Source organism: Rhodococcus quanlei (genome assembly GCF_055231015.1).
Window position 1 is genome coordinate 36,692 of record NZ_JBUYWD010000026.1, and the last position, 21,597, is coordinate 58,288.

The 21,597-nt window shown below is 64.3% G+C and carries 20 protein-coding genes; 6 read left to right on the plus strand and 14 right to left on the minus strand.

What is annotated here, in order from left to right; genetic code table 11:
• Positions 1 to 93 precede the first annotated feature (93 nt).
• From dnaB to ACZI8Q_RS18615, 8 genes are all read right to left on the minus strand, one after another.
• On the minus strand, positions 94 to 2,292 hold the full coding sequence (gene dnaB / locus ACZI8Q_RS18580; RefSeq protein WP_463375047.1) for a replicative DNA helicase: 2,199 nt from the start codon (positions 2,290 to 2,292) through the stop codon (positions 94 to 96).
• A gap of 517 nt (positions 2,293 to 2,809) precedes the next feature.
• Positions 2,810 to 3,265, minus strand: coding sequence for a 50S ribosomal protein L9 (rplI, locus tag ACZI8Q_RS18585; protein ID WP_463375048.1), 456 nt, complete (start codon positions 3,263 to 3,265; stop codon positions 2,810 to 2,812).
• Between the two features lie 17 nt (positions 3,266 to 3,282).
• Positions 3,283 to 3,525 carry a 30S ribosomal protein S18 gene (gene rpsR / locus ACZI8Q_RS18590; protein WP_463375049.1) on the minus strand — a complete coding sequence of 81 codons (243 nt, stop codon included), beginning with the start codon at positions 3,523 to 3,525 and terminating at the stop codon, positions 3,283 to 3,285.
• Positions 3,526 to 3,564: 39 nt separating this feature from the next.
• Complete coding sequence (locus tag ACZI8Q_RS18595; RefSeq protein WP_463375050.1) at positions 3,565 to 4,086, minus strand: single-stranded DNA-binding protein; 522 nt, start codon at positions 4,084 to 4,086, stop codon at positions 3,565 to 3,567.
• Between the two features lie 65 nt (positions 4,087 to 4,151).
• Entirely contained in the window at positions 4,152 to 4,439 is a 288-nt protein-coding gene (gene rpsF, locus ACZI8Q_RS18600; RefSeq protein ID WP_463375051.1) for a 30S ribosomal protein S6, read from the minus strand.
• 458 nt (positions 4,440 to 4,897) lie between these two features.
• On the minus strand, positions 4,898 to 6,535 hold the full coding sequence (locus ACZI8Q_RS18605) for a glycosyltransferase family 87 protein (RefSeq protein WP_463375052.1): 1,638 nt from the start codon (positions 6,533 to 6,535) through the stop codon (positions 4,898 to 4,900).
• A gap of 19 nt (positions 6,536 to 6,554) precedes the next feature.
• Positions 6,555 to 8,735 (minus strand): transglycosylase domain-containing protein, encoded by a 2,181-nt coding sequence (locus tag ACZI8Q_RS18610; RefSeq protein ID WP_463375082.1) that lies wholly within the window; start codon positions 8,733 to 8,735, stop codon positions 6,555 to 6,557.
• Between the two features lie 613 nt (positions 8,736 to 9,348).
• Complete coding sequence (locus ACZI8Q_RS18615; RefSeq protein WP_463375083.1) at positions 9,349 to 9,780, minus strand: DUF5318 domain-containing protein; 432 nt, start codon at positions 9,778 to 9,780, stop codon at positions 9,349 to 9,351.
• Between the two features lie 270 nt (positions 9,781 to 10,050).
• Between ACZI8Q_RS18615 and ACZI8Q_RS18620 the strand changes: the two genes are divergently transcribed.
• The 3 genes from ACZI8Q_RS18620 (at position 10,051) to ACZI8Q_RS18630 (ending at position 12,126) form a co-directional block, all read left to right on the plus strand.
• The gene (locus tag ACZI8Q_RS18620; RefSeq protein WP_463375084.1) at positions 10,051 to 10,608 is read left to right on the plus strand and encodes a PadR family transcriptional regulator; all 558 of its coding nucleotides are present in this window, start codon (positions 10,051 to 10,053) and stop codon (positions 10,606 to 10,608) included.
• A complete protein-coding gene (locus ACZI8Q_RS18625; protein WP_463375053.1) occupies positions 10,601 to 11,707 on the plus strand; it encodes an inositol-3-phosphate synthase in 1,107 nt (368 codons plus the stop codon). The genes ACZI8Q_RS18620 and ACZI8Q_RS18625 overlap by 8 nt, the downstream gene beginning before the upstream one ends.
• Before the next feature lie 146 nt (positions 11,708 to 11,853).
• The gene (locus ACZI8Q_RS18630) at positions 11,854 to 12,126 is read left to right on the plus strand and encodes a putative quinol monooxygenase (RefSeq protein ID WP_463375054.1); all 273 of its coding nucleotides are present in this window, start codon (positions 11,854 to 11,856) and stop codon (positions 12,124 to 12,126) included.
• A gap of 58 nt (positions 12,127 to 12,184) precedes the next feature.
• Here ACZI8Q_RS18630 and ACZI8Q_RS18635 read toward each other — a convergent pair whose 3' ends face one another.
• From ACZI8Q_RS18635 to ACZI8Q_RS18660, 6 genes are all read right to left on the minus strand, one after another.
• Positions 12,185 to 14,371, minus strand: a complete 2,187-nt coding sequence (locus tag ACZI8Q_RS18635) for a transglycosylase domain-containing protein (protein WP_463375055.1) — start codon at positions 14,369 to 14,371, stop codon at positions 12,185 to 12,187.
• Positions 14,372 to 14,506: 135 nt separating this feature from the next.
• Positions 14,507 to 14,707, minus strand: coding sequence for a hypothetical protein (locus ACZI8Q_RS18640; RefSeq protein ID WP_463375056.1), 201 nt, complete (start codon positions 14,705 to 14,707; stop codon positions 14,507 to 14,509).
• Between the two features lies 1 nt (position 14,708).
• Positions 14,709 to 15,611 carry a carbohydrate ABC transporter permease gene (locus ACZI8Q_RS18645; protein ID WP_463375057.1) on the minus strand — a complete coding sequence of 301 codons (903 nt, stop codon included), beginning with the start codon at positions 15,609 to 15,611 and terminating at the stop codon, positions 14,709 to 14,711.
• Positions 15,611 to 16,606, minus strand: coding sequence for a carbohydrate ABC transporter permease (locus ACZI8Q_RS18650; protein ID WP_463375058.1), 996 nt, complete (start codon positions 16,604 to 16,606; stop codon positions 15,611 to 15,613). Before ACZI8Q_RS18650 ends, ACZI8Q_RS18645 begins: the two co-directional genes overlap by 1 nt.
• Positions 16,607 to 16,645: 39 nt before the next feature.
• A complete protein-coding gene (locus ACZI8Q_RS18655) occupies positions 16,646 to 17,911 on the minus strand; it encodes an ABC transporter substrate-binding protein (RefSeq protein WP_463375059.1) in 1,266 nt (421 codons plus the stop codon).
• A 173-nt stretch (positions 17,912 to 18,084) separates the two neighbouring features.
• Entirely contained in the window at positions 18,085 to 19,161 is a 1,077-nt protein-coding gene (locus ACZI8Q_RS18660) for an ABC transporter ATP-binding protein (protein ID WP_463375060.1), read from the minus strand.
• Positions 19,162 to 19,272: 111 nt separating this feature from the next.
• Between ACZI8Q_RS18660 and ACZI8Q_RS18665 the strand changes: the two genes are divergently transcribed.
• The 3 genes from ACZI8Q_RS18665 (at position 19,273) to ACZI8Q_RS18675 (ending at position 21,546) form a co-directional block, all read left to right on the plus strand.
• Entirely contained in the window at positions 19,273 to 20,079 is an 807-nt protein-coding gene (locus tag ACZI8Q_RS18665) for a DUF2786 domain-containing protein (RefSeq protein ID WP_463375061.1), read from the plus strand.
• On the plus strand, positions 20,076 to 20,609 hold the full coding sequence (locus ACZI8Q_RS18670) for a TIGR04338 family metallohydrolase (protein WP_463375062.1): 534 nt from the start codon (positions 20,076 to 20,078) through the stop codon (positions 20,607 to 20,609). Before ACZI8Q_RS18665 ends, ACZI8Q_RS18670 begins: the two co-directional genes overlap by 4 nt.
• A gap of 142 nt (positions 20,610 to 20,751) precedes the next feature.
• Positions 20,752 to 21,546, plus strand: coding sequence for an LLM class F420-dependent oxidoreductase (locus tag ACZI8Q_RS18675; RefSeq protein WP_463375063.1), 795 nt, complete (start codon positions 20,752 to 20,754; stop codon positions 21,544 to 21,546).
• Positions 21,547 to 21,597 lie beyond the last annotated feature (51 nt).

Below are 21,597 nucleotides of genomic sequence, written 5' to 3' on the forward strand. Positions count from 1 at the left end.
ACTCGAGCCGCCTCGGAAGCCGCTGTCACGGACGCGAGAACATGACACGAGTGATGAGGACCTACGGCAGCAAGAAGGTAACGGGCTCGCGCTCTATCCTCGTGCCATGTCCACAAACTTGGACAGATGGAGTTGGTGCGCAACGGTGATGGTCGCGGTGGGACCGTTACGATGCTTGCCGAGGATCAGGTCCGCCTCGCCACCACGCGGGTCGTCCCGCTCGAAAGCATCGGGACGGTGCAACAGGATCACCATATCGGCATCTTGTTCCAAACTTCCAGATTCACGAAGGTCAGAAACCATGGGCTTCTTGTCCGTTCGCTGTTCGGGACCACGGTTGAGCTGACAGATCGCGACGACCGGAACCTCGAGTTCCTTCGCCAAAAGCTTGAGGCTACGGGAGAATTCGGACACTTCCTGCTGACGTGACTCGACCTTCTTGCCCGACGTCATCAACTGCAGGTAGTCCACCACGATCAGTTTGATGTCGTGCTTCTGCTTCAAACGCCTTGCCTTGGCACGGATTTCCATCATCGTGAGGTTGGGAGAGTCGTCGACGAACAGCGGCGCCTCACTGATCTCACTCATCCGGCGAGCCAGCTTCGTCCAGTCGTCGTCGGTCATCTTGCCCGAGCGCATATCGCCGAGCTTGATCTTCGCCTCCGCCGACAGCAGACGCATCACGATCTCGGTCTTACTCATCTCGAGGGAGAAAATGACACTCGACATGCCATGCGTGATGGAGCACGACCGCAGGAAGTCCATGCCGAGCGTGGAATTGTGGGTCGGCACCATCCACGCGCCTGCCAAATACAAGTGGGCCGGGTTATCGACCTCGACACAACGCACCGGAACACTGTCGACCTTGCGGACATCCACGATGTACCGCGACGCCGCCGAGGGGATGCGAAGCTCCTTGTGCGCCACCGCCTTGCGATGAAGTGTGAAAACGTCCTCGTCGGCCGCGAACGACAGTCGGCTGTCACCGACAATGCACACGTAGCCCAAGCCGACCAGCAACTGTTGAACGTCACTACCCAGACCACCCGCGGCGCCGACGTGGACCGAGCCATCGTCCGCCACCGACCCAGCTACGTCGAGCAGACCCGCAAGCAACTCACGACGTTGCGCTTCGGAGCCACGAAGGTAGCTGGCCGGGATCCGGTCAACAGCGACGGCGTCGAATGCTCCGCTGGCCCGCATCAGCACTTCCGCTTCGAGCGGGCCGTTGGCCGCCAGCATGACACCGACCGCGTATGGGTCGACGGCAAGCTTCTGCTCGGGCAACTGCAGCGAACTCGCGTTGCGGACCATGTGACCATCGCTGATCGACTCCGCGACCTGGGCAGTGGTACGCACACCCGGCACGCCGCCCGGCTCCGTCAACCACTGGTGCTGTTCGTCGGCGACAATGACGGTGCCGTCCGAGAACTCGACCTCGTAGCAGGGGCGCCCCTCCATCACTTCTGTTGCAGCCACGACGCGGGTGGGCTTGCCGTCGGCGTCGATGAGGTGGTCACCGACCTGGACCGCATGCATGGTGGTCCACCCGGTCGGCGTTGCCAGGGGAGTGTTCAACGCCAGTGCCTTGCCTACACCAGGTCTCGCCGCAACGATGATCATCTGACCGGGGTGCAGGCCGTTGGTGACCTCGTCCAGATCCTTGAATCCGGTGGGCACACCGAGTGAGATGCCGCCACGGCTGGCGATGGAGTCGATTTCGTCCATCGTGGGCTGCAGCAGCTCGTCGAGCGGCACGAAGTCCTCGGTGGTGCGGCGTTCGGTGACCTCGAAGATCTCGGCCTGCGCGCGGTCCACCACCTCGGCAACGTCCTGACCGTCCGAGCCCGTGTAGCCGTACTGAACGATGCGGGTACCCGCATCAACCAGGCGGCGCAGAACGGACTTCTCCGCCACGATCTCGGCATAGAAACCGGCGTTGGCCGCAGTGGGCACCGTCTGCGTCAGCGTGACGAGGTACGGGGCGCCACCGACACGACGGAGTTCGCCGCGACGATCCAGCTCCGCCGACACTGTCACGGGGTCGGCAGGCTCGCCGCGGCTGTACAGGTCGAGGATGGCGTCGTACACCGACTGGTGCGCCGGCCGGTAGAAGTCGCCCGGCCGAAGGACCTCGAGGACGTCCGCGATGGCGTCCTTGCTCAGCAGCATGCCGCCCAGCACGGACTGCTCCGCAGCCATGTCCTGCGGTGGCTGCCGACCGAATTCTTCGGTGGGCTCTTCCGGCGCATCCGGGTAGCCGGACCGTCCCCGATCGTCTACTACAGCCACTCGCCCGACCTTCCCCGTCGCTGTTGCACGACACCGAATGTGCTCGTTCGGTGATTGGCACCAAACATGTTCTACGCGACCTCACCGACAACGATCGCAGGCCTTGGACGGCCTCCGCCGCACCCGCGTGCAGACACGCCGGGACGACGTTAGGGATTTGCCCAGCAGTGTTCAAACCAGCTTGTGTACACAGCTGTGGACAAATTGTGGAAACTCCTGGGTAGGTTTGTTAACCCCATGGGGACAACCTGAGGATAAGTACATCTCACACCCATGTAAGCGCAGGTCGGAGAGTGTTCACACTGTTCAAACCATGTGGATTACCCTCATCCCGGCGTGTCCTCCGTGTTGACAACTCGGGCGTGTTGAGTAAATGGGCCGTGAACGGCGGTATGACGCACCTCACATGTCCTCGAGGGGCCCGTTAACTTCCAGTCACGGCCCCAATCCATGCGAAGGTCCCCGCACACATGGTGCGCGGGGACCTTCGTACATGCGCCTGGAGGCGCCGCGGAGGCTAGCTCGCGACGACGTTCAGGTCGAACTTCGCAACCACATCGGGATGCAGGTTCACGACGATGGCGTGCTTGCCTGTCGCCTTGATGTGAGCCTTCGGCAGCACGATGTTGCGCTTGTCGACGACCGGTCCGCCGGCGGCCTTGATGGCGTCGGCGACGTCGGAGGCCTTGACCGAACCGAACAGCTTGCCCGAATCGGCAGCCGTCTTGACGGACAGCGAGACCGACTCGAGACCCTCGATGGCCTGCTTCAGCTCGTTGGCGTGCTCGAGTCCGCGAACGGCGCGAGCTTCCTGCGAACGACGAATGCCCTCGACCTGCTTCTCGGCGCCACGAGTGGCAACGATCGCCAGTCCGCGGGGCAGCAGAAAGTTGCGGCCGTATCCGTCCTTGACCTCAACGGTGTCGCCAGGCGCACCGAGGTTGTCCACTGCAGCGGTGAGGATGAGCTTCATGTCTTTCCTCCCTTTCCTTAGCGAGCCACTGAGGCGTAAGGAAGCAGGGCAACCTCACGCGAGTTCTTGACGGCCATGGCCACGTCGCGCTGGTGCTGGACGCAGTTACCGGTGACACGGCGCGCACGGATCTTTCCGCGATCGCTGACGTACTTACGCAGCAGCGTCGTGTCCTTGTAGTCGATCTGCGAGTTCTTCTCTTTGCAGAAGGTGCAGACCTTCTTCTTCACTACCTTGTCGCGCAAGGGCGGCTTCGGCATTTGCTTACTCTTTTCTCAGACGTTCCGATCAGGTACGGATCAGAACGGGGGCTCGTCGCTCCCAGCGGAACCACCGAAGGAACCCGATGCCTGAGGCGCGCTGCCCCAAGGATCGTCTCCGCCGGCCGCTGCCGCCTGGGGACGTCCACCGCCCGATCCGCCGGAGGAACCGAATCCGCCTCCGCCACCACCGCGCGAGGTCTTGTTGACCTTTGCCGTGGCGTACTTCAGCGAGGGGCCGATCTCGTCGACCTCGAGCTCGACAACAGTGCGCTTCTCACCTTCACGCGTTTCGAACGAGCGCTGCTTGAGCCGGCCGCTCGCGATCACTCGCGAGCCACGGGTCAAGGTCTCCGCCACGTTCTCTGCTGCCTCGCGCCAAATGTTGCAGCGCATGAACAGCGCCTCGCCGTCTTTCCATTCATTGGTCTGACGGTCGAAGAGGCGAGGTGTGGATGCGATCGTGAAATTCGCAACCGCAGCACCTGCGGGGGTGAAACGAAGCTCCGGATCAGCCGTCAGGTTTCCGATGACGGTGATGACGGTGTCGCCTGCTGCCATGTGGTTCCTCCTGCGTAATGTGAAATTCGGTTGGCACCGAGCCTAGAGGCCCGGCCCGACAGAGATCACTTGTTGTGGCGCAGAACCTTCGTACGAAGCACCGACTCGTTCAGGCCGAGCTGACGATCGAGCTCGTTGACGGTGTCAGGCGTCGCAGTGATGTCGACCACCGCGTAGATGCCTTCTGTGTGCTTCAGGATCTCGTAAGCGAGACGACGCTTGCCCCAAACATCGACCTTGTCGATATTGCCGCCTTCTTGGCGAACAACATTGAGGAACGTATCCAGCGAAGGAGCAACAGTGCGCTCGTCCAGGCTGGGGTCCAGGATGACCATCAATTCGTAATGACGCATAAGACCTCATCACCTCCTATGGACTAGTGAAACGGTCACGGGCTGTCCGTGACAGGAGGGTCGTTGCGTCAGCAACCTTTGCAGGGTACACGGAAATCCCGTGACCAGGGAAATCGAGGCCGTACCTCAGAACAGTGTGTTGGTGTGGCGGCCCAGTGTGAAGCCGTGCGAACCGCGGAAGCAGGTGATCCCGTCAGCCCACGAGTACCCCCACCAGGAGCCCGGCGGCCGCGACACCGGACAGCCTCCGCAGGTGAGGATCCCTCGCACACGTCGACTCGTCATTGCCCACACCCACGTTCGGTCGCGAAGAACCTGTTCGTCGCATCGATCCGTCCCTTCGGCCAGCCACATTTCATCCGGCGATTTCCAGTGACATCGGCGCACCCCCCCCCCGGTTACTGTGAACAGGTAACAGTTGAATCACACGCCGACCCGAGACCGCACCGGAGAACCCGTCAACCGGCGGGAACGATCCCACCCTCCTCACGAAGCCGCAGTTCGTCCCCGGACGCCCCGCGGTCCGCTCTCGGACGCAGGAACTTCGGCAACCACTTCGGGGGATGATCGTCGGTCTGATCCAGCACACCGCCGACAGGATCGTCGATGAATCCGTAACGCACGAGGTCCGTGCCGGGCCGATAGATCTGCCGGAGGATCAGAATGCAGATGATCACGACAGCCACATCGCGGATGAGGACGGTGGCGGTGAACCACTGTTCCGGCAATCCCTTGTTGGATTCACCGAGGTAGTAGTACATGCGCGGCACCCACACGAGGGCGTCGACCGTCATCCACGCCAGCAGGATTCGCGTGTGCGGGAACGCCAGCACCGCCAAGGGGACCAGCCACAGCGAATACTGCGGGCTCCACACCTTGTTGGTGAGGAGAAACCCGGCCACCAGCAGAAAACACAGTTGGGCGACGCGCGGCCGCGTCGGCGCGGTGAGGGCCACGTAGCCGACGCCCACGCATACGAGGACGAACAGCAGCAGCGACACCGCGTTCAGGATGGTGGGCCCCTGCCCCGGAGCCAACGGACCGTCGAAACCACCCCACCCGGTGAACGACGAGATCACGTTGTAGATCGAATCGGGGTCGGCGCCGCGTTCGGAGTTGAGCCGGAAGAACTCGACCCAGCCACGGGGGAACAGGACGGCGATCGGCAGGTTGACCACCACGTAGGCCGCTACAGCAGCAAGGGCGGATCGAGACCAGTCACGAATCTTCCCGGATCGCAGGCACAGCACCAGCAGGGGTCCGAGCAACAGCAGTGGGAACAGCTTGGTCGCACCACCGAGACCCAACAGGACACCGGCAAGCACAGGACGTTTGCGCGCCCACGCCAGGAGTCCGGTGGCCGCAAATCCCGTGGCCAGCAGATCGAAGTTCGTGAAGGCGTGCACCGCGACGAGCGGAGAGCAGGCGACCAGCGCCGCATCCCACACCCGTCGGCCTGCCAGAAGCGCCGTCGCCCAGACGGTCACCAACCACGCCAACGCCAGACCGAACGCGACGACGTTGAAGTACAACGCCACCTGCAACGCCCCCGGAAGGAACGAGGTGGCGTCCCAGGCTTTCGCCACGGTCATCGAAACGTACTGGTACAGACCGGATATCACCGGATACTCCATGTACCGTCGCTGAACCGAACCGTCCGGACGCTCCTCTTCCCACCACTTCTTGTAGGGGAAGGCGCCCTCGTTCAGACGCTCCGCCCCGTACAGCGGCACCGTGTCCGAGTAGCACATCGCGACGTACTGCCTGCTGCCACTCCAGTCGAGTCCGAGCGCACCGTCCGGACCGACGGGAGCCTGCTGGATACAGGCAGCCTTGGAGAACCAACCGAAGGCCAGGAACACGACGGCGAGCAGCAAGATCACCCGCATCGGGGTGAAGAACCTCGTGCGCCCGACGACCGCATGCCGCCCGATCGGCCCGCCCACCATCTCGGAGAGCCGACCGACCACCGGATCGGTACGGCTGGGTACGTCCCGCCAATCGGCCGACCGCCGGTCGGTTGCCAGCGGCCCCGGCGACACCGCCGCAACGTCGCCGCGCTCCTGGTGCCGGTGTGGAGGAGGGGTCACGGTCACTCCGCGAGGCTACCGGGTACTACCGACCGGGAATCAGCTGACCATCGTCGGCTTCGCTGTTCGGCCCGCCGCCGTTGCCGGGGCTTCCGTAACTGTCGCCACTGCTGTAGCCGTCGCCGTTGCCGGAATTTCCCGGCCCTCCGGCACCGGGCGCATCCTGTCCACTGTTGGCTCCGTTCCGGGGAGCTTGCTGGGGTTCACGCGGCACGAGCCCGGGAATCGGAATGGTGATACCCGGAAGGATCTCCACCGGCTTGGGCGTCACCTGCACCGGCGGAATCAGCTCGGTCGGCAGCTGGAACGTGCTGGTCGGGGCTTCGGTGGTGGTCGGCGACGGCGCTGTGTACGACGGGACACCGGCTTGCCCGGCGATCTTGCCCGGCTCCGGGAACTCCTCCTCCGGGGTGCCTTCGAGCGCACCGTCCATGGTGTCCTTCCAGATGTCCGACGGCAGACCCGAACCGTAGATGGAGGCACCCCCACTGGTCTGAATCGCGGTTCCTTCGGACGTACCGACCCACACGGCGGTGGACAGCGACGGCGTGTAGCCGACCATCCACGCATCCTTGTTCTCACCGGTGGTGCCGAGCTGCGCGGTACCCGTCTTCGCCGCCGACGGGCGTCCTCCGTCCAGCCCGTGATTGCGCGAGTACTCCGCGATGGGCTCCATCGCCGCAGTGACATTGTCCGCGATATCCTCGCCGACCCGCTCCTGACCGGTCTGCTCGTTCGAACGATCGAGCAGCACCGTGCCGTCCGAGGTCGTGACCTTCTGCACGAAGTACGGCTCGTGGAACGTTCCCGATGCAGCGAAAGTGGCATAAGCAGACGCCATGTCGATGGGTCGAGACAGGTACTGACCCAGCACGATGCCGTTGTTCGGGGCTTCACCGTTCGGCCCGACCAGGGTCGGTCCCACCCCCGGGACCTCCTCGGGGATACCGGCCTGGTGTGCCATGTCGGCCACCGCCTGGGGGCCGCCGTCGAGGTCGAGCATCAGCCGGTAGAAGCTCGTGTTCAGCGAACGCTTCAACGCTTCGGCGATGGTGCAGGTGCCGCACGTCGAACCGCCCGCGTTACTGATGTCGATGCCGTTGACGGTCATCTCGGAGCTGTCGTACATCGCCGACAACGGAATGCCCTGTTCGAGAGCGGCGGCCAGGCCGAAGACCTTGAACGACGAGCCCGTTTGCAGGCCGGCGTTCGCGAAGTCGTAGCCGTGGCCCACCTCGCCGCCGTAATAGGCCCGGACCCCACCGGTGCGCGGATCGATCGAGACGACAGCCGTCTCGAGCTTCTCTGGTTGTCCGTCCAGGTTCGAGCGGGCCGCCTCGACGGCAGCCGCCTGCGCCTTCGGGTCGATCGTCGTGGTGATCTCGAGACCCGCTTGGTTGAGCAGCGTCTCGCCGATGCCGGCCTCACTCAACTCCTGCAGCACCTGCGTCTGGATGTGCCCGTCCGGGCCGGACGCGCCGCCGCCGTTGTCGACCTGGCTGAGAGGTTGGTATGCCGGGTACTGCAGCGTTTCCCTCTTTGCCTGGTCGAGGGTGCCGGCGGTGACCATGCCATCGAGCACGTAGTTCCACCGCGCCAGCGCCCCGTCCGGGTTGTTCGCCGGATCCAGCAGGGACGGGAGACGAATCGACGAAGCCAGAACGGCGCCCTCCTCCAACGTCAACTCCTGCACCGGCTTGTCGAAGTACGCCTTCGAAGCCGACGCGATGCCGTACGCACCGCGACCGAAGTAGATGGTGTTGAGGTACGCCGCGAGGATGTCGTCCTTCGACCATTCACGAGCCATCTTCGACGAGATGACCAGCTCTTCGAGCTTTCTCGTAATGGTGCGCTCGGTGCCGACCACGGCCTGCTTCACATACTGCTGCGTGATCGTGGACCCACCACCTGCGTCTTCCCTACCGAGAAGGTGGTCGCGGGCTGCACGGGCAAAACCGGTGACCGAGAAGCCGGGATTGGAATAGAAGTTCCGGTCTTCCGCGGCCAGCACCGCATTACGCACGTCGACCGGAACCTGGTCGAGGGTGACTTCGGTGCGGTTGCCTTCGGGGGGAATGATCTTCGAGATCACCGACGTTCCGTCCGACCCGTAGATGGTGGCGACCTGGTTGGTCTGCAGTTCACCCGGCTCGGGTACGTCCTGCATCACATAGGCAGCCATGAACGCCAGAACTGGGATCACCATTCCCAGCGCCACGAGTGTGTAGGCAGTGCGTCGGACGGTCCTCCACCGAGACGACTTCTTCTTGTTCACAGGCTTCTTCCTCGGCGGCTGACCACCGTTGCCGCCACCGGAACCACCACCCGTACGTGGAGGTGGGCCGGGCGGCCGACCTCCGGGCGGACGCGCACCGGCAGATGGAGCGTTGCGCGGAGCCGGACGAACCCCACGCTGAGGCGGAGGAGACTGCCGACGTGGCGGACCCGAGGGACCCTGACGCGGATTGGGTCCCTGCGGAGCACCGTGACGTCCGCCGGGTGGAGGCCCTCCGGGTCGGCGACCAGGCGGTGGCCCCACCGGGCGGCCCTGCGGAGGCGGGCCCATCGGACGCCCCTGGGGTGGTGGACCCTGACGGCGAGGCGGCTGACCTTGCGGGGGCGGACCCATCGGACGGCCCTGGCGTGGGGGTGGTCCATCATGTCGGGGCGGGCGGCCACCCGGTCCGTCGTTGCGGGGGAAACTCACGTACAAATCTCCAGAGTCATTGACTGATCGGGGGTCGTGGACCGGTCGGTCCTGTCTTGCATCCATCGGAATCCGGCCGCGCGCGTTGCGGCCCCACCCGAAGGGCTGTGGCCTACTCGCTCGCCGTCCGCCGACCAGGAGGGCGTGCCCTCGCCGACGATCGCCGTGGTCGTTTGGGTGCCGGTATCGAACCCAGGATGTACGACTGAACCAGATGGTTCCAGTTGCACGTCCGGCACACCTCCACGACATGAACTGAGAATTCTTCCTGAGTTGCCGCCAATCGCACCAGCTCGTCGGGAGTTCTCGCCGAACCGGAGACAGCCCCCAGTTTTTCGCCGAAAACCCACGAAACGAGGGTCAACTGTTCTTTGCGGCAGATGGGGCACATGACATCGCTGCCCCGGCCGTGGAACTTTGCGGCTCGCAACAGGTAGGGATCTGCGTCACAGACTTCCTTGACGCCCGTCCTGCCCGAATAGACCTCGGCCAGTAGCGACCGACGCCGAAGCGCATAGTCCACCACCTGCCGTTGTAACCGCACGGTGACCAGAGTACGTGCGTCCGACTCGGGGAACGAGGTTCGGGGACGGATCGGCACGGTGGGGACGACCTGAATTCGGACATCTACCCCAACAGCGAGCCGGGCATTCCCCGGAACACGCACCTGCAGCGTGTGACCGATTGTCACAGGTAACCTGGCCCACGTATGCTCGTATATATCGCTGCGATATAGTTTGTAATCGCATCGGATACATCGGCTCATCGAATACGTGCACATCGGGTACAGAAACGAACTCAGGAGGTGAGGACACTGCTCGAACTCGCAATTCTCGGGCTCCTCCATGAGTCACCCATGCACGGATACGAGCTGCGGAAACGGTTGACCGGGCTACTGGGAGCGTTTCGCGCGTTCTCCTACGGGTCTCTGTATCCCACGCTGCGGCGCATGCAGGCCGACGGGCTGATCGCCGAAAATACTGGTGCACCGGCGGCCGTCAAACGCCGAGCCCGCCGCGTGTACCAACTCACACCCGTCGGCAAAGAACGGTTCGCCGAGCTCGTAGCCGACACAGGTCCACAGAACTACACCGACGATGGATTCGGCGTTCATCTCGCCTTCTTCAGCCGCACCCCCGCCGAAGCGCGGATGCGGATTCTCGAAGGCAGACGTCGCCAGGTCGAAGAACGCCGCGAAGGTCTCCGAGCTGCCATCGGACGCGCGAGTTCGTCACTGGACCGATACACCCGTCAGCTGCACCAGCTCGGACTCGAGTCCAGCGAACGCGAAGTCCGCTGGCTCAACGAACTGATTGCCGCTGAACAGTCAACAGCAACGCACAAGAAAGAAGGAGAACCCGACCATGGGTGAGAACAACACCGCCGGGGCGCGCGCAGTGCGCGTCGCCATTGTGGGAGTGGGCAACTGTGCCTCGTCCTTGGTTCAGGGCGTGCAGTACTACAAGGATGCCAACGAGAACGCCAGCGTGCCCGGCTTGATGCACGTGAAGTTCGGCGGGTACCACGTCCGTGACGTGAAGTTCGTCGCCGCCTTCGACGTGGACGCCAAGAAGGTCGGCTTCGACCTCTCCGAGGCCATCCTCGCCAGCGAGAACAACACCATCAAGATCACGGACGTCCCACCGTCCGACGTGGTCGTCCAGCGTGGTCCCACTCTCGATGGTGTCGGCAAGTACTACTCCGAGACCATCGAGGTTTCCGACGCCGAGCCCGTCGACGTGGTGAAGGCCCTGAAGGACGCCGAGGTCGACGTCCTCGTGTCCTACCTCCCCGTCGGCTCGGAAGAGGCCGACAAGTTCTACGCCCAGGCCGCCATCGACGCCGACGTGGCGTTCGTCAACGCGCTGCCCGTCTTCATCGCCTCCGACCCGGAGTGGGCTGCCAAGTTCAAGGACGCCGGTGTCCCGATCGTCGGCGACGACATCAAGAGCCAGGTCGGTGCCACCATCACCCACCGCGTGATGGCGAAGCTGTTCGAGGACCGCGGAGTCGTGCTGGACCGCACGTACCAGCTCAACGTCGGCGGCAACATGGACTTCAAGAACATGCTCGAGCGCGACCGCCTCGAATCCAAGAAGGTCTCCAAGACCCAGGCGGTGACGTCCAACCTCACCGGTTCGCTCGCGGGCAAGGTCCACGACCGCAACGTCCACATCGGTCCCTCGGACTACGTGGAGTGGCTCGACGACCGCAAGTGGGCATACGTCCGCCTCGAGGGTCGCGCCTTCGGTGACGCCCCGCTGAACCTGGAGTACAAGCTCGAGGTCTGGGACTCCCCGAACTCCGCCGGCATCATCATCGACGCCGTCCGCGCCGCCAAGATCGCCAAGGATCGCGGCATCGGCGGACCGGTCTACCCGGCATCCGCATACCTGATGAAGTCCCCGCCAGTCCAGATGGCCGACGACAAGGCTCGTGCCGAGCTGGAAGCCTTCATCGTCGAGGCCTAATAGGCGCTGCGCACCTGTGCGCGGTTGACGAGTCTCCGGACTCCTCAACCGCGCACAGTCGTTTATGCGGACCGCGGCCGTCCCCGCGGGCTCGGAACCGGTGCTGATCGCCGCCCGGCCCTGACACAGCACAGACGGGAGAGTGCATGATCATCGTCATCGGGCATCTGACCCTCGAACCGGCCGATAGAGATCGTCACGTCGAACTCAGTTCCGCAGCCGTGGAATTGGCGCGCAGAACGCCAGGTTGCCTCGACTTCAGTGTCGGAGCGGATTCGCTTGATCCGGGTCGCGTCAACGTCAGCGAACGGTGGACGGACCGCGCATCGCTGGAGGAGTTCCGCGGCAGCGGCCCGGACACCGATGACAGTGCCCCGACCATCCTCGCCTTCCATGTGGACGAATACGAGGTTCAATAGGGTCGGCGCCCCTGTGCGCGGTTGACGAGTCTCTGGACTCCTTGGCCGCGCACAGGCGTCAGCCACCGGGGAGAGGGATCACCACACCCGGAAGGATCTCCACCTGTCGAGGTGGTGGAGGTGGGGTCGGTATCTCCACGGGCGGCACCTGCACCGGGGGCACCGGAGATTGGCCAGGTGGCGGCGGAGTGGCTTCACCTCCGGCGGTGTTCCCCGGACCGGTGGTGTTGTCGCTGCTTCCACTGGAACTGTCGCCATCACTGCTGGTTCCGCTGTAACTCGGCACACCTGCCTGACCACCGATCGGGTCCGGCCACGGGAACTCTTCCCAATCCGTGCCCTCGAGGGCGCCGTCCATGGTGCCCTTCCAGATGTCCGACGGCAGGCTCGACCCGTAGACCAGCCCACCCCAACTGTTTGTGAGGGCACTGCCATCCGCGGTACCGAGCCACACCGCCGTCGACAGGGACGGCGTGTACCCGACCATCCAGGCGTCCTTGTTCTCACCGGTGTCACCGAGCTGGGTGGTGCCGGTCTTTGCCGCCGAAGGACGCCCACCGGCCAACGCGTGACCTCGCGAATAGGCCGCGACCGGCATCAGGGCTTGGGTGACGTTGTCGGCCACGGCCGCGTCGATGCGGCGCTCACCGGGGCCCGGCGGGCGATCCAGCAGCACCTCGCCGTCGGACGTCACCACCTTCTGCACGAAGTACGGCTCGTGATAGATGCCCGACGCGGCGAGCGTCGCATATGCGGATGCCATGTCGATGGGTCGGGAAAGATACTGACCCAACACGATTCCACCCTGCGGTGGACCACCTTCGTGACTGAGGGTGGGCCCTTCCACGCCCGGAATGTGTTCGGGGATGCCGGCCTTGTGTGCCGCGTCGGCGATGGATTGAGGGCCGTTCTCCATCGACATCATCAGGCGGTAGAAACTGGTGTTCAACGACCGCTTGGTGGCCTCCGCAATGGTGCACACTCCACACGATTCGCCCTCGACGTTGCCGATCTCGAGGTCTCCCACCGTCAGCGGTGCACTGCTGTACCGTGCCGACAGCGGAATACCCTGCTCGAGCGCCGCGACGAGGCCGAACGTCTTGAACGACGAGCCGGTCTGCAACGGTGCCTGCGCGTAGTTGTATCCGGCACCTTCCTCACCCCCGTAGTAGGCGCGTACCCCTCCGGTGCGCGGATCGATGGACACCACCGCGGCCTGCATGCTCGGATCTTCGCCCTCGAGCGTGTCGCGCACGGATTCGACAGCCGCGGCCTGCGCCGCCGGGTCGATAGTGGTGGTGATCTGCAAACCCTCCGTGTTCAGGGTCTGCTCGCTGACACCGGCCGCGGCCAGTTCACTCAACACTCGATCGCGGATGTGCCCCTCAGGACCGGGCGCGGTGGTGGCGTCGGTCGGCCGGTCTGCGGGTGCTGCCTGCGGCAACTCCATGTCCTCGCGATCCTGGTTGCTCAGGACGCCCATCTCGACCATGCCGTCGAGCACGTAGTTCCAGCGCGCCTCGAGCTCGTCCGGGTTCGCTTCCGGGTCCAGGTACGAGGGACTCCGAATCACCGCAGCGAGGACCGCGCCCTCCTCGAGGGTCAGAGCGCCCACCGGCTTGTCGAAGTACGCGTGTGCGGCAGCGTCGACCCCGTAGGCGCCGCGACCGAAATAGATGGTGTTCAGGTAGGCGGCCAGGATCTCGTCCTTGGACCACTCGTTGTTCATCTTCGTGGAGATCACCAGTTCCCGCATTTTGCGGTAGATGGTGCGTTCCGCGCCGACGAGCACATTCTTCACGTACTGCTGAGTGATGGTGGAGCCGCCGCCGGCGTTGTCCTTGCCGAGGATGTTGTCACGGGCCGCGCGCAGAAATCCGGTCACCGAAAATCCCGGATTCGAGTAGAAGTTGCGATCCTCGGCCGCCAGTACGGCGTCACGGACGTGTTGGGGTATCTGGTCGAGATCCACCTCGTTGCGATTCCCCTCCGGCGGAATCACCGTTGCTATCTCGGTGGTGCCATCCGCAGCGAGAATCGTGGCCACCTGATTCGTTTCCATATCCGCCGGCTGCGGAACCTCGGCGCGGATGTAGGCGACACCCATGATCAGAGCAGGAACCACCAGCAACACGACGGCAACCACAAGTAGCGAACGCATGACGGGCTTACGACGCCGCCTCGACTTGCGGGCGGCGGCGCGGGACGAGCGTCCCTCACCTGGCAGATCGGTCGATGAACTCACTCACTGACTCCCGGTAGGCGCATCCGAACGTGACGGATCTTTCCACCCAGGAATACCTATGTTTGACGTTTCCCGCCAACTGTGACGAGCGCAGCAATCGCAGAGGGACCCGATTGCACCGAATTCGAGTCGCAGTCACTGCCCGTTTCGGGCCCGCCGAAGCGCCATGACCGCCGACCCCGTCAGCAGCACACACCCCAACAGAACAACCGACGACAGGACGCTCGGCGTACCGCGCACGATCTCGACGACAGACGAGACGAACGCCATCAACGTGAAGAATCCGAGTAACCCGACCAGCAACTCGAGCCGCTGACGTTTGGCAACCGGGTGCATGTCAGCTCTTCACGCCGCCGGCCGTCAGACCGGACACGATACGACGCTGGAACAGCAGAACCATGATGACGAGCGGAACCGTGACCAGGGTGCCCGCAGCCATCACCGCGGTGTAAGGCTGTGTGAAGGCGTCACCACCGGAGAACCGGGCGATCGCCACCGTCACGGGCTCGGTTGCGCGGGTCGACAGCTGGCTCGAGAGCATGTACTCGTTCCACGTGGCGATGAACGCGAGGATTGCGGTCGTGAACAGAGCCGGCGCCGCCAGCGGAAGAATCACGAGTCGGAAAGCCTGCGCCCTGGTCGCCCCGTCCACGCGGGCCGCCTCCTCGAGCTCCCACGGCATGTCCGACATGAACGACGTCAATGTGTACACCGTCAGCGGCAGCACGAACGAGATGTTGGGAATGATCAGAGCCTGGTACTCGCCGATCCAGTTCAGATCACCGAACAGCTGGAACAGCGGGGTCACCAGCGCGACGCCGGGGAACATCGAGGCCGCCAGCACGATGCCGGTGACCATGTACTTTCCGCGGAACTCGATACGGGCGAGCGCGTAGGCAGTGAAGATGCCGAGCATCAACGCCACGGCGGTGGTCACCGTACCGATGATCAAGCTGTTGACGATCGAGCCCAGAAAGTCGTTGCCCTTCTCCGTCGACAGCGCCTCGCGAAAGTTGTCGAGCGTGACGTTGGTCGGCCACGGAGTCGTATCGAACGTGTGGTCCACGCTGCGGAAAGCGGTGACCACCATCCAGTAGAACGGGGCGAGACCCCACACCAGAATGAGGATCACGCCACCGTACGTGCGAAGAATCGGCCCGATCGGCCGACGGTGAACCGGCGGATCTTCCCGTGCCACGTCCGCGTCACCTGGTTCCGGCGACCGGTGCCTGCCCGCCATCAAGACTTTTCTCCCTTACGTTGATCGTCCTGGGTGCGGACCGCGTTGGCCCCGAGGTACTTCACCATCACGAACGCGACGGCAAAAATCATCAAGAAGACAAGGGTCGACAGCGCAGACGCGCTGTTGAAGTTTCCGCCCCGCATGTCCGCCACCACGAGGATCGACACCGTGGTCGTCGGGGTGGCACCGCTGACACCCGACAAGATGGCGGGGAGGTCGTACATGCGCAGGACGTCGAGGGTGCGGAACAGCACCGCCACCATCAGCGCGGGCTTCACCAGAGGCAAGGTGATCTGCTTGAAACGCTGCCACGCGGTCGCACCGTCGACCTTCGCGGCTTCGTACACGTCCTGCGGAATCATCTGCAGACCCGCGAGGATGAGAAGCGCCATGAACGGCGTCGTCTTCCAGACGTCCGCGATGATGACCGCGAACCGCGAGGCCCAGGGATCGGTGGTCCAGGAAATGTTGGTGCCGAGCACACTGTTGACGATCCCGTCGTTCGCGAAGATGAAGAACCACAGCTTCGCGGTGACCGCCGTAGGAATCGCCCACGGAATCAGGACGCTGGCCCGCAGCAAGGAGCGCCCGAAGAACGAACGGCCCATCACCGTGGCCATCCACAGCCCGAGGAGGACCTCGATGGACACGGTGACGACCGCGAAGAAGAACGTGATCCCGACCGACGGCCAGAAGTTGGCGGCGAGCACACCGGGCGGGCACGAACCCACACCCGTACCGCAGTTCCCGGTGAGCCACAACAAATAGTTGTCGAAACCGGCGAATCCGCCCTCGGTGAATCTGCCCGTGGCAGGGTCGATCCCCTTGTCCTCCTGGAAGGACAGGTAGATCGCACGAAGGACCGGGTACAAGATGACGACCGCAAGAATGAGCATCGTCGGCCCGATGAGCCACAGGGCCCGCCGATCCCGCTTCTTGCGTGGCGCTGCCAACGGCTCGTCGTCCTGCGTCCGCTCAGCGGTGTCAAGCATCGTCTTGTTACCCGGTCCCTCTTCTCGAATCCGAACGAACTACTTGGAAGCAACCTCGATGGCCGCCGACATGTCCGTCATCGCCTGGCCCACCGACTTCTCACCGGTGATCGCGGCGTACGCGTTCTCCTGGATCGCACGGCTGATGTCGCTGTAGTACGGGGTGACCGGACGCGGAACGGCGTTCTCGAGAGCCGCCTTCAGGGCCGGCAGGAACGGGTACTCGGCGATGAGCGACTCGTCGTCGTACACGCTGGCCAGGACGGGCGGGAACGAGTTGTCCGCGAAGAACGTCTGACTTTCCGGGCTCTGCACGAACTCGATGAAGTCGTGCGCGGTGGCCTTGGCCTCGGAGTTCACGTTGATGGCGTTGTTGTAGCCACCGAGCGTCGACGCACCGGGTCCGTTCGGGCCGACGATCGGCGCAACGGCGAACTTGCCCTGTACGGCGGAACCGTCCTTGGCGGCGTTGCTGTACATGTACGGCCAGTTGTAGGCGTACATGGCCTCGCCGTCGACGAACGTCAGGTTCGTCTCCTCTTCGGTGGAGCTGGTGGCCGTCTTCGCGATCTGCCCAGCCGCGTAGGCATCGACGAGAGCCTGCAGGCCTGCCTTGGCCTCCGGCGACTCGACCTCGGGGGTGCTGCCGTCATCACCGACGACCGAACCGCCCCACGAGTTGATGGCCTGCGTGGTGTTCACGGTCAGCCCCTCGTACTGCTTGAGCTGGGTGATCAGGCAGTCCACGTTGTTCTCGGCTGCGACGGCGCAGCTGTCGGTCAGCGCCTTCCAGTCCGCGGGGGCCTCGGGCACCAGGTCGGTGCGGTAGTAGAGCAGCTGTGCGTTGGTGTTCTGCGGACCCGCGTACAGGACGTCCCGATAGGTCGCACTCTCGACCGTCGCCGGGAGCAATCCGGACGTGTCGATCGCCAGATCGCCGGTCAGCGGCTGCAGCCACCCGTTCGCGGCGAACTCCGCGGTCCAGGTGACGTCGAGCGCCATCACGTCGTAGTCGGAGTTGCCGGCCTGCAACGACTGGACGAGCCGGGCACGCTGCGAATCCGCCTCACCGGGAAGTTCCGCCAACTCGACCTGCTCTTCGGGGTGCGCGGCGTTCCACTTGTCGATGATGGGAAGCAGCTTGCCGGTGTCGTTCTTGCCCATCGCGAACGTGATGGGGCCGCGAGCGTCGAGGTTCTCCGACTGGGCATCGCCACTGTCGGACGAACATGCGGTGAGCGTCACCAGCGACGCAGCCGTGGCAAGCACAGCGACGCGGCGAACCGCTCTCGAAATCTGAACCATGGAGTACTCCCCGTTGGTAGGCGGATGAACCCGCGACCGGCATGACGGACCTACAGCACCTGTCGCGGTGTCGGAACATACTGTGGCACGGACCACCCGAAAAAGGGGCATTACCCCCGACCTGAATCGGTCAGGAGCGTGTCATACCCTGCTCGCCGGGACATATCGACCCCTCACCTGCCCAGACGGCGACCGTCCACTGCCGAGAACAGGTGCAGCTGCTCCGGGTCGACGTGCAGCTTCACGGATTCGCCCTTGCTCGGCGGGTTCCGCCAGTCTGCGCGGGCCACGATCTCCTGGCCGACACCGTTGACCGTGGTGTGGCCGTAGATGTAGGCGTCCGAGCCGAGCTCCTCGACCACGTCCACGTCCATCGGGATGCCCTCGCTCCCGAGTTCCAGGTGCTCGGGGCGCACACCGACGACCACCTCGGACTCTGCGTTGTCACCGCGAAGCTGCCGCGGCACCGGAATGACGGTGTCCCCGAGTACCACTCCCTGCTCGGCGAGTGGCAGGGTGAACAGGTTCATCGAAGGCGACCCCATGAAACCTGCGACGAACAGGTTCGTCGGACGGTTGTACAGGTCGCGCGGGGTGGCACACTGCTGCAGCTGTCCGTCACGGAGAACGGCCACGCGGTCACCCATCGTCATCGCTTCCACCTGGTCGTGCGTCACGTACACCATCGTCGTTTCCAGGCGACGCTGCAGCTGAGCGATCTGAGTGCGCGTCTGCACACGCAGTTTCGCGTCCAGGTTGGACAACGGCTCGTCCATGAGGAACACCTGCGGCTGGCGGACGATGGCGCGGCCCATCGCCACACGCTGGCGCTGACCACCGGAGAGCGCCTTGGGCTTGCGATCGAGGTACTCCTCGAGGTCGAGCAGCTTCGCCACGTCCTGCACCCGCGCGCGAATATCCGACTTCGGCGTTCCCGCCAGCTTCAGCGCGAATCCCATGTTCTCCGCGACCGACATGTGCGGGTAGAGGGCGTAGTTCTGGAACACCATCGCAATGTCGCGTTCCTTCGGCTCCTGGACCGTCACATCCTTGTCGCCGATGAGGATGCGGCCGCTGTGAACCGGTTCGAGACCTGCCAGCATGCGCAGCGACGTCGACTTCCCGCAGCCCGACGGGCCCACGAGGACGAGAAACTCACCGTCCTCGATCTGCAGATCCAGCGTGTCCACAGCCGGCTTGTCCGAGCCGGGGAACAGGCAGGTGGTGCGGTCGTAGGTCACTGTCGCCATGAGTGTGGGTCCCTTCTACCGGCAGGAACGTGCCGGACGATCCGAGTCGAAGTGGGTGGGCGCCGGTGGCGCAGGCGCCCGGTATCACTTTGGGGGCCTAGTATCGCCCACGTGAGTTCGGAGAAGATGTTGACCCGCATCGGTGGACTCCTGAGGCAGGCGGAATCCACCGACAACCCGCACGAGAGCGACGCCTTCATGGCAGCCGCCCAGCGCCTGGCGACCACGGCTTCCATCGACCTCGCCGTGGCCCGGGCACACGCATCCGGCCGGGAGAAGCGAATCACACCGACACAGCGGCTGATCACCGTCGGCGAGCCGGGCAAGAAGGGTTTGCGTACGTATGCCCAGCTGTTTCTGGTGATCGCAGCTGCGAACGACGTGCAGTGCGACATCGCGCAGAGTTCGGCTGTCATCTACGCCTACGGTTTCGCCTCCGACATCGACACCTGCGAGGCGCTGTATTCGAGCTTGCTGGTCCAGATGGTGCGAGCGTCCGATGCCTACATCAAGTCGGGGGAGTACCGCAGCGAAACCACTCTGCGGACCGTGACGGAGCGGCGTGGACACCGCCGGGTCCAGACGAAGGTCCGGCGACCGGTCGCCGGGGTGACGGCACGGCTGAACTTCCAGCTCGCCTATTCGCAGCGAATCGGAAAAAGGCTGGAGGCGACCCGGACCGAAACACAGACGATGGCCGAAGCCGACATCCCGGGCACGGCTGTGGCCCTGCGCGGCAAGGAGTTGGAGTTGCGCGACTATTACCGGTCGGAGTCCCGCGCCCGTGGTACCTGGCGTGGCGCGAAGGCGTCCGCCGGTCATTCCTCGTCGGCCAGACGCGCGGGGGACCGGGCCGCACGCACCGCACGGTTGGGGAACTCGCCCGAGCTGGGCGTCGCCACGAAGCGGCTCCCGTGAAAGCCGGGCGCGATTCGAAGCGCACACTCGTATACGAATCGGAACTATTGGTGCGCAACATGTTCGATCGTGCCGACACACTTGGCTCGCGAACTGTGGAAGTGATGGGCTCGGAGGTGACGCTGCCCGTCGAACGGCGGTTCGCATCCATCGACTCCGTTCAGGACTACATCGATCAGGTACTCGGGCTCAACTGGGTTCGTCAGCGATGGGAACGGGCAGTGGTACCCGTCCACATTCGGGCCCGTGCAGGTAACAGTGCAGCCCACTACGAATCCGATTGCGCCACCATCGCCGTCCCCGAGTATCACGACGGCACGGCGTGGGCATTTCGGGAGCTGGTGATCCTGCACGAGTTGGCCCACCACCTCGATCCGGTCCTGCCCGACGATCCGGGGGACCGCCGTGAACCGGCCCACGGTCAGGAGTTCTTGGACCGCTACCTGACGCTCGTGGGTGAGATCATCGGGCCCGAAGCCGGATTCGTTCTGCGCGCAACCCTGTCCGCCGCGGGTGCCGGCGTCGACTAGCCGCGGCTTCTCACCCCTCTCCCCGGCGAATGTCACACCGGTTCGGGTGGGGTGAACAGGTGTGGCAATAGCCCGGGGGGGGCGCCACATTGGAGGGACGTACCGAGCCAACATCTGCGTAGGCAACCTCGAGGAGCCCGGCATGCACCGTCCCGTTCGAATCGGCGTCCAGCTTCAACCCCAGCAAGCCCCCGACTACGGCCTGATCCGCGACGCCGTTCTTCGCAGCGAGGACGCCGGCGTCGACGTGGTCTTCAACTGGGACCACTTCTATCCGCTGTACGGCGACCCCGACGGCGCCCACTTCGAATGCTGGACGATGCTCGGCGCCTGGGCCGAGCAGACGGACCAGGTGGAGATCGGTGCCCTGGTCACCGGTGGTGGTTACCGAAATCCCGATCTGCTGGCCGACATGGCGCGCACCGTCGATCACATGAGTGGTGGTCGTTTGATACTCGGAATCGGCGGCGGCTGGTTCGAGCGGGACTACCACGAATACGGCTACGAGTTCGGCACCGCCGGATCACGGCTGAACCTGTTGGGCGACCATCTGAAGCGCATCACCGGCCGCCTGCAAACGCTGAACCCAGCACCCACCCGGCACATCCCACTCCTCATCGGTGGCGGCGGTGAAAAGAAGACCCTGCCTCTCGTCGCCGAATACGGCGACATCTGGCACAGCTTCAGCGACGTCGACACCCACGCCCGCAAGGCCGGGATCCTCGCCGACCGCTGCGCCGAGACGGGCCGCAATCCGGCCGATATCGCACACTCGCTGCCGTGGCCGGGCATCGAAGACGCGGGCACGTTCGTCGACGCCGGGATCACCCTGTTCACCGTCGCAGTCGGCGGACCGGACTACGACCTCACCGAACTGAAGCACGCCATCGCCTGGCGGGACGAGAACAACCCACCGCCGCTTTCCGGCCTCGCCTGACCCCGACGAATGTCACATCGGTTCGCGCGAGCAGAACCTGTGTGACATTCG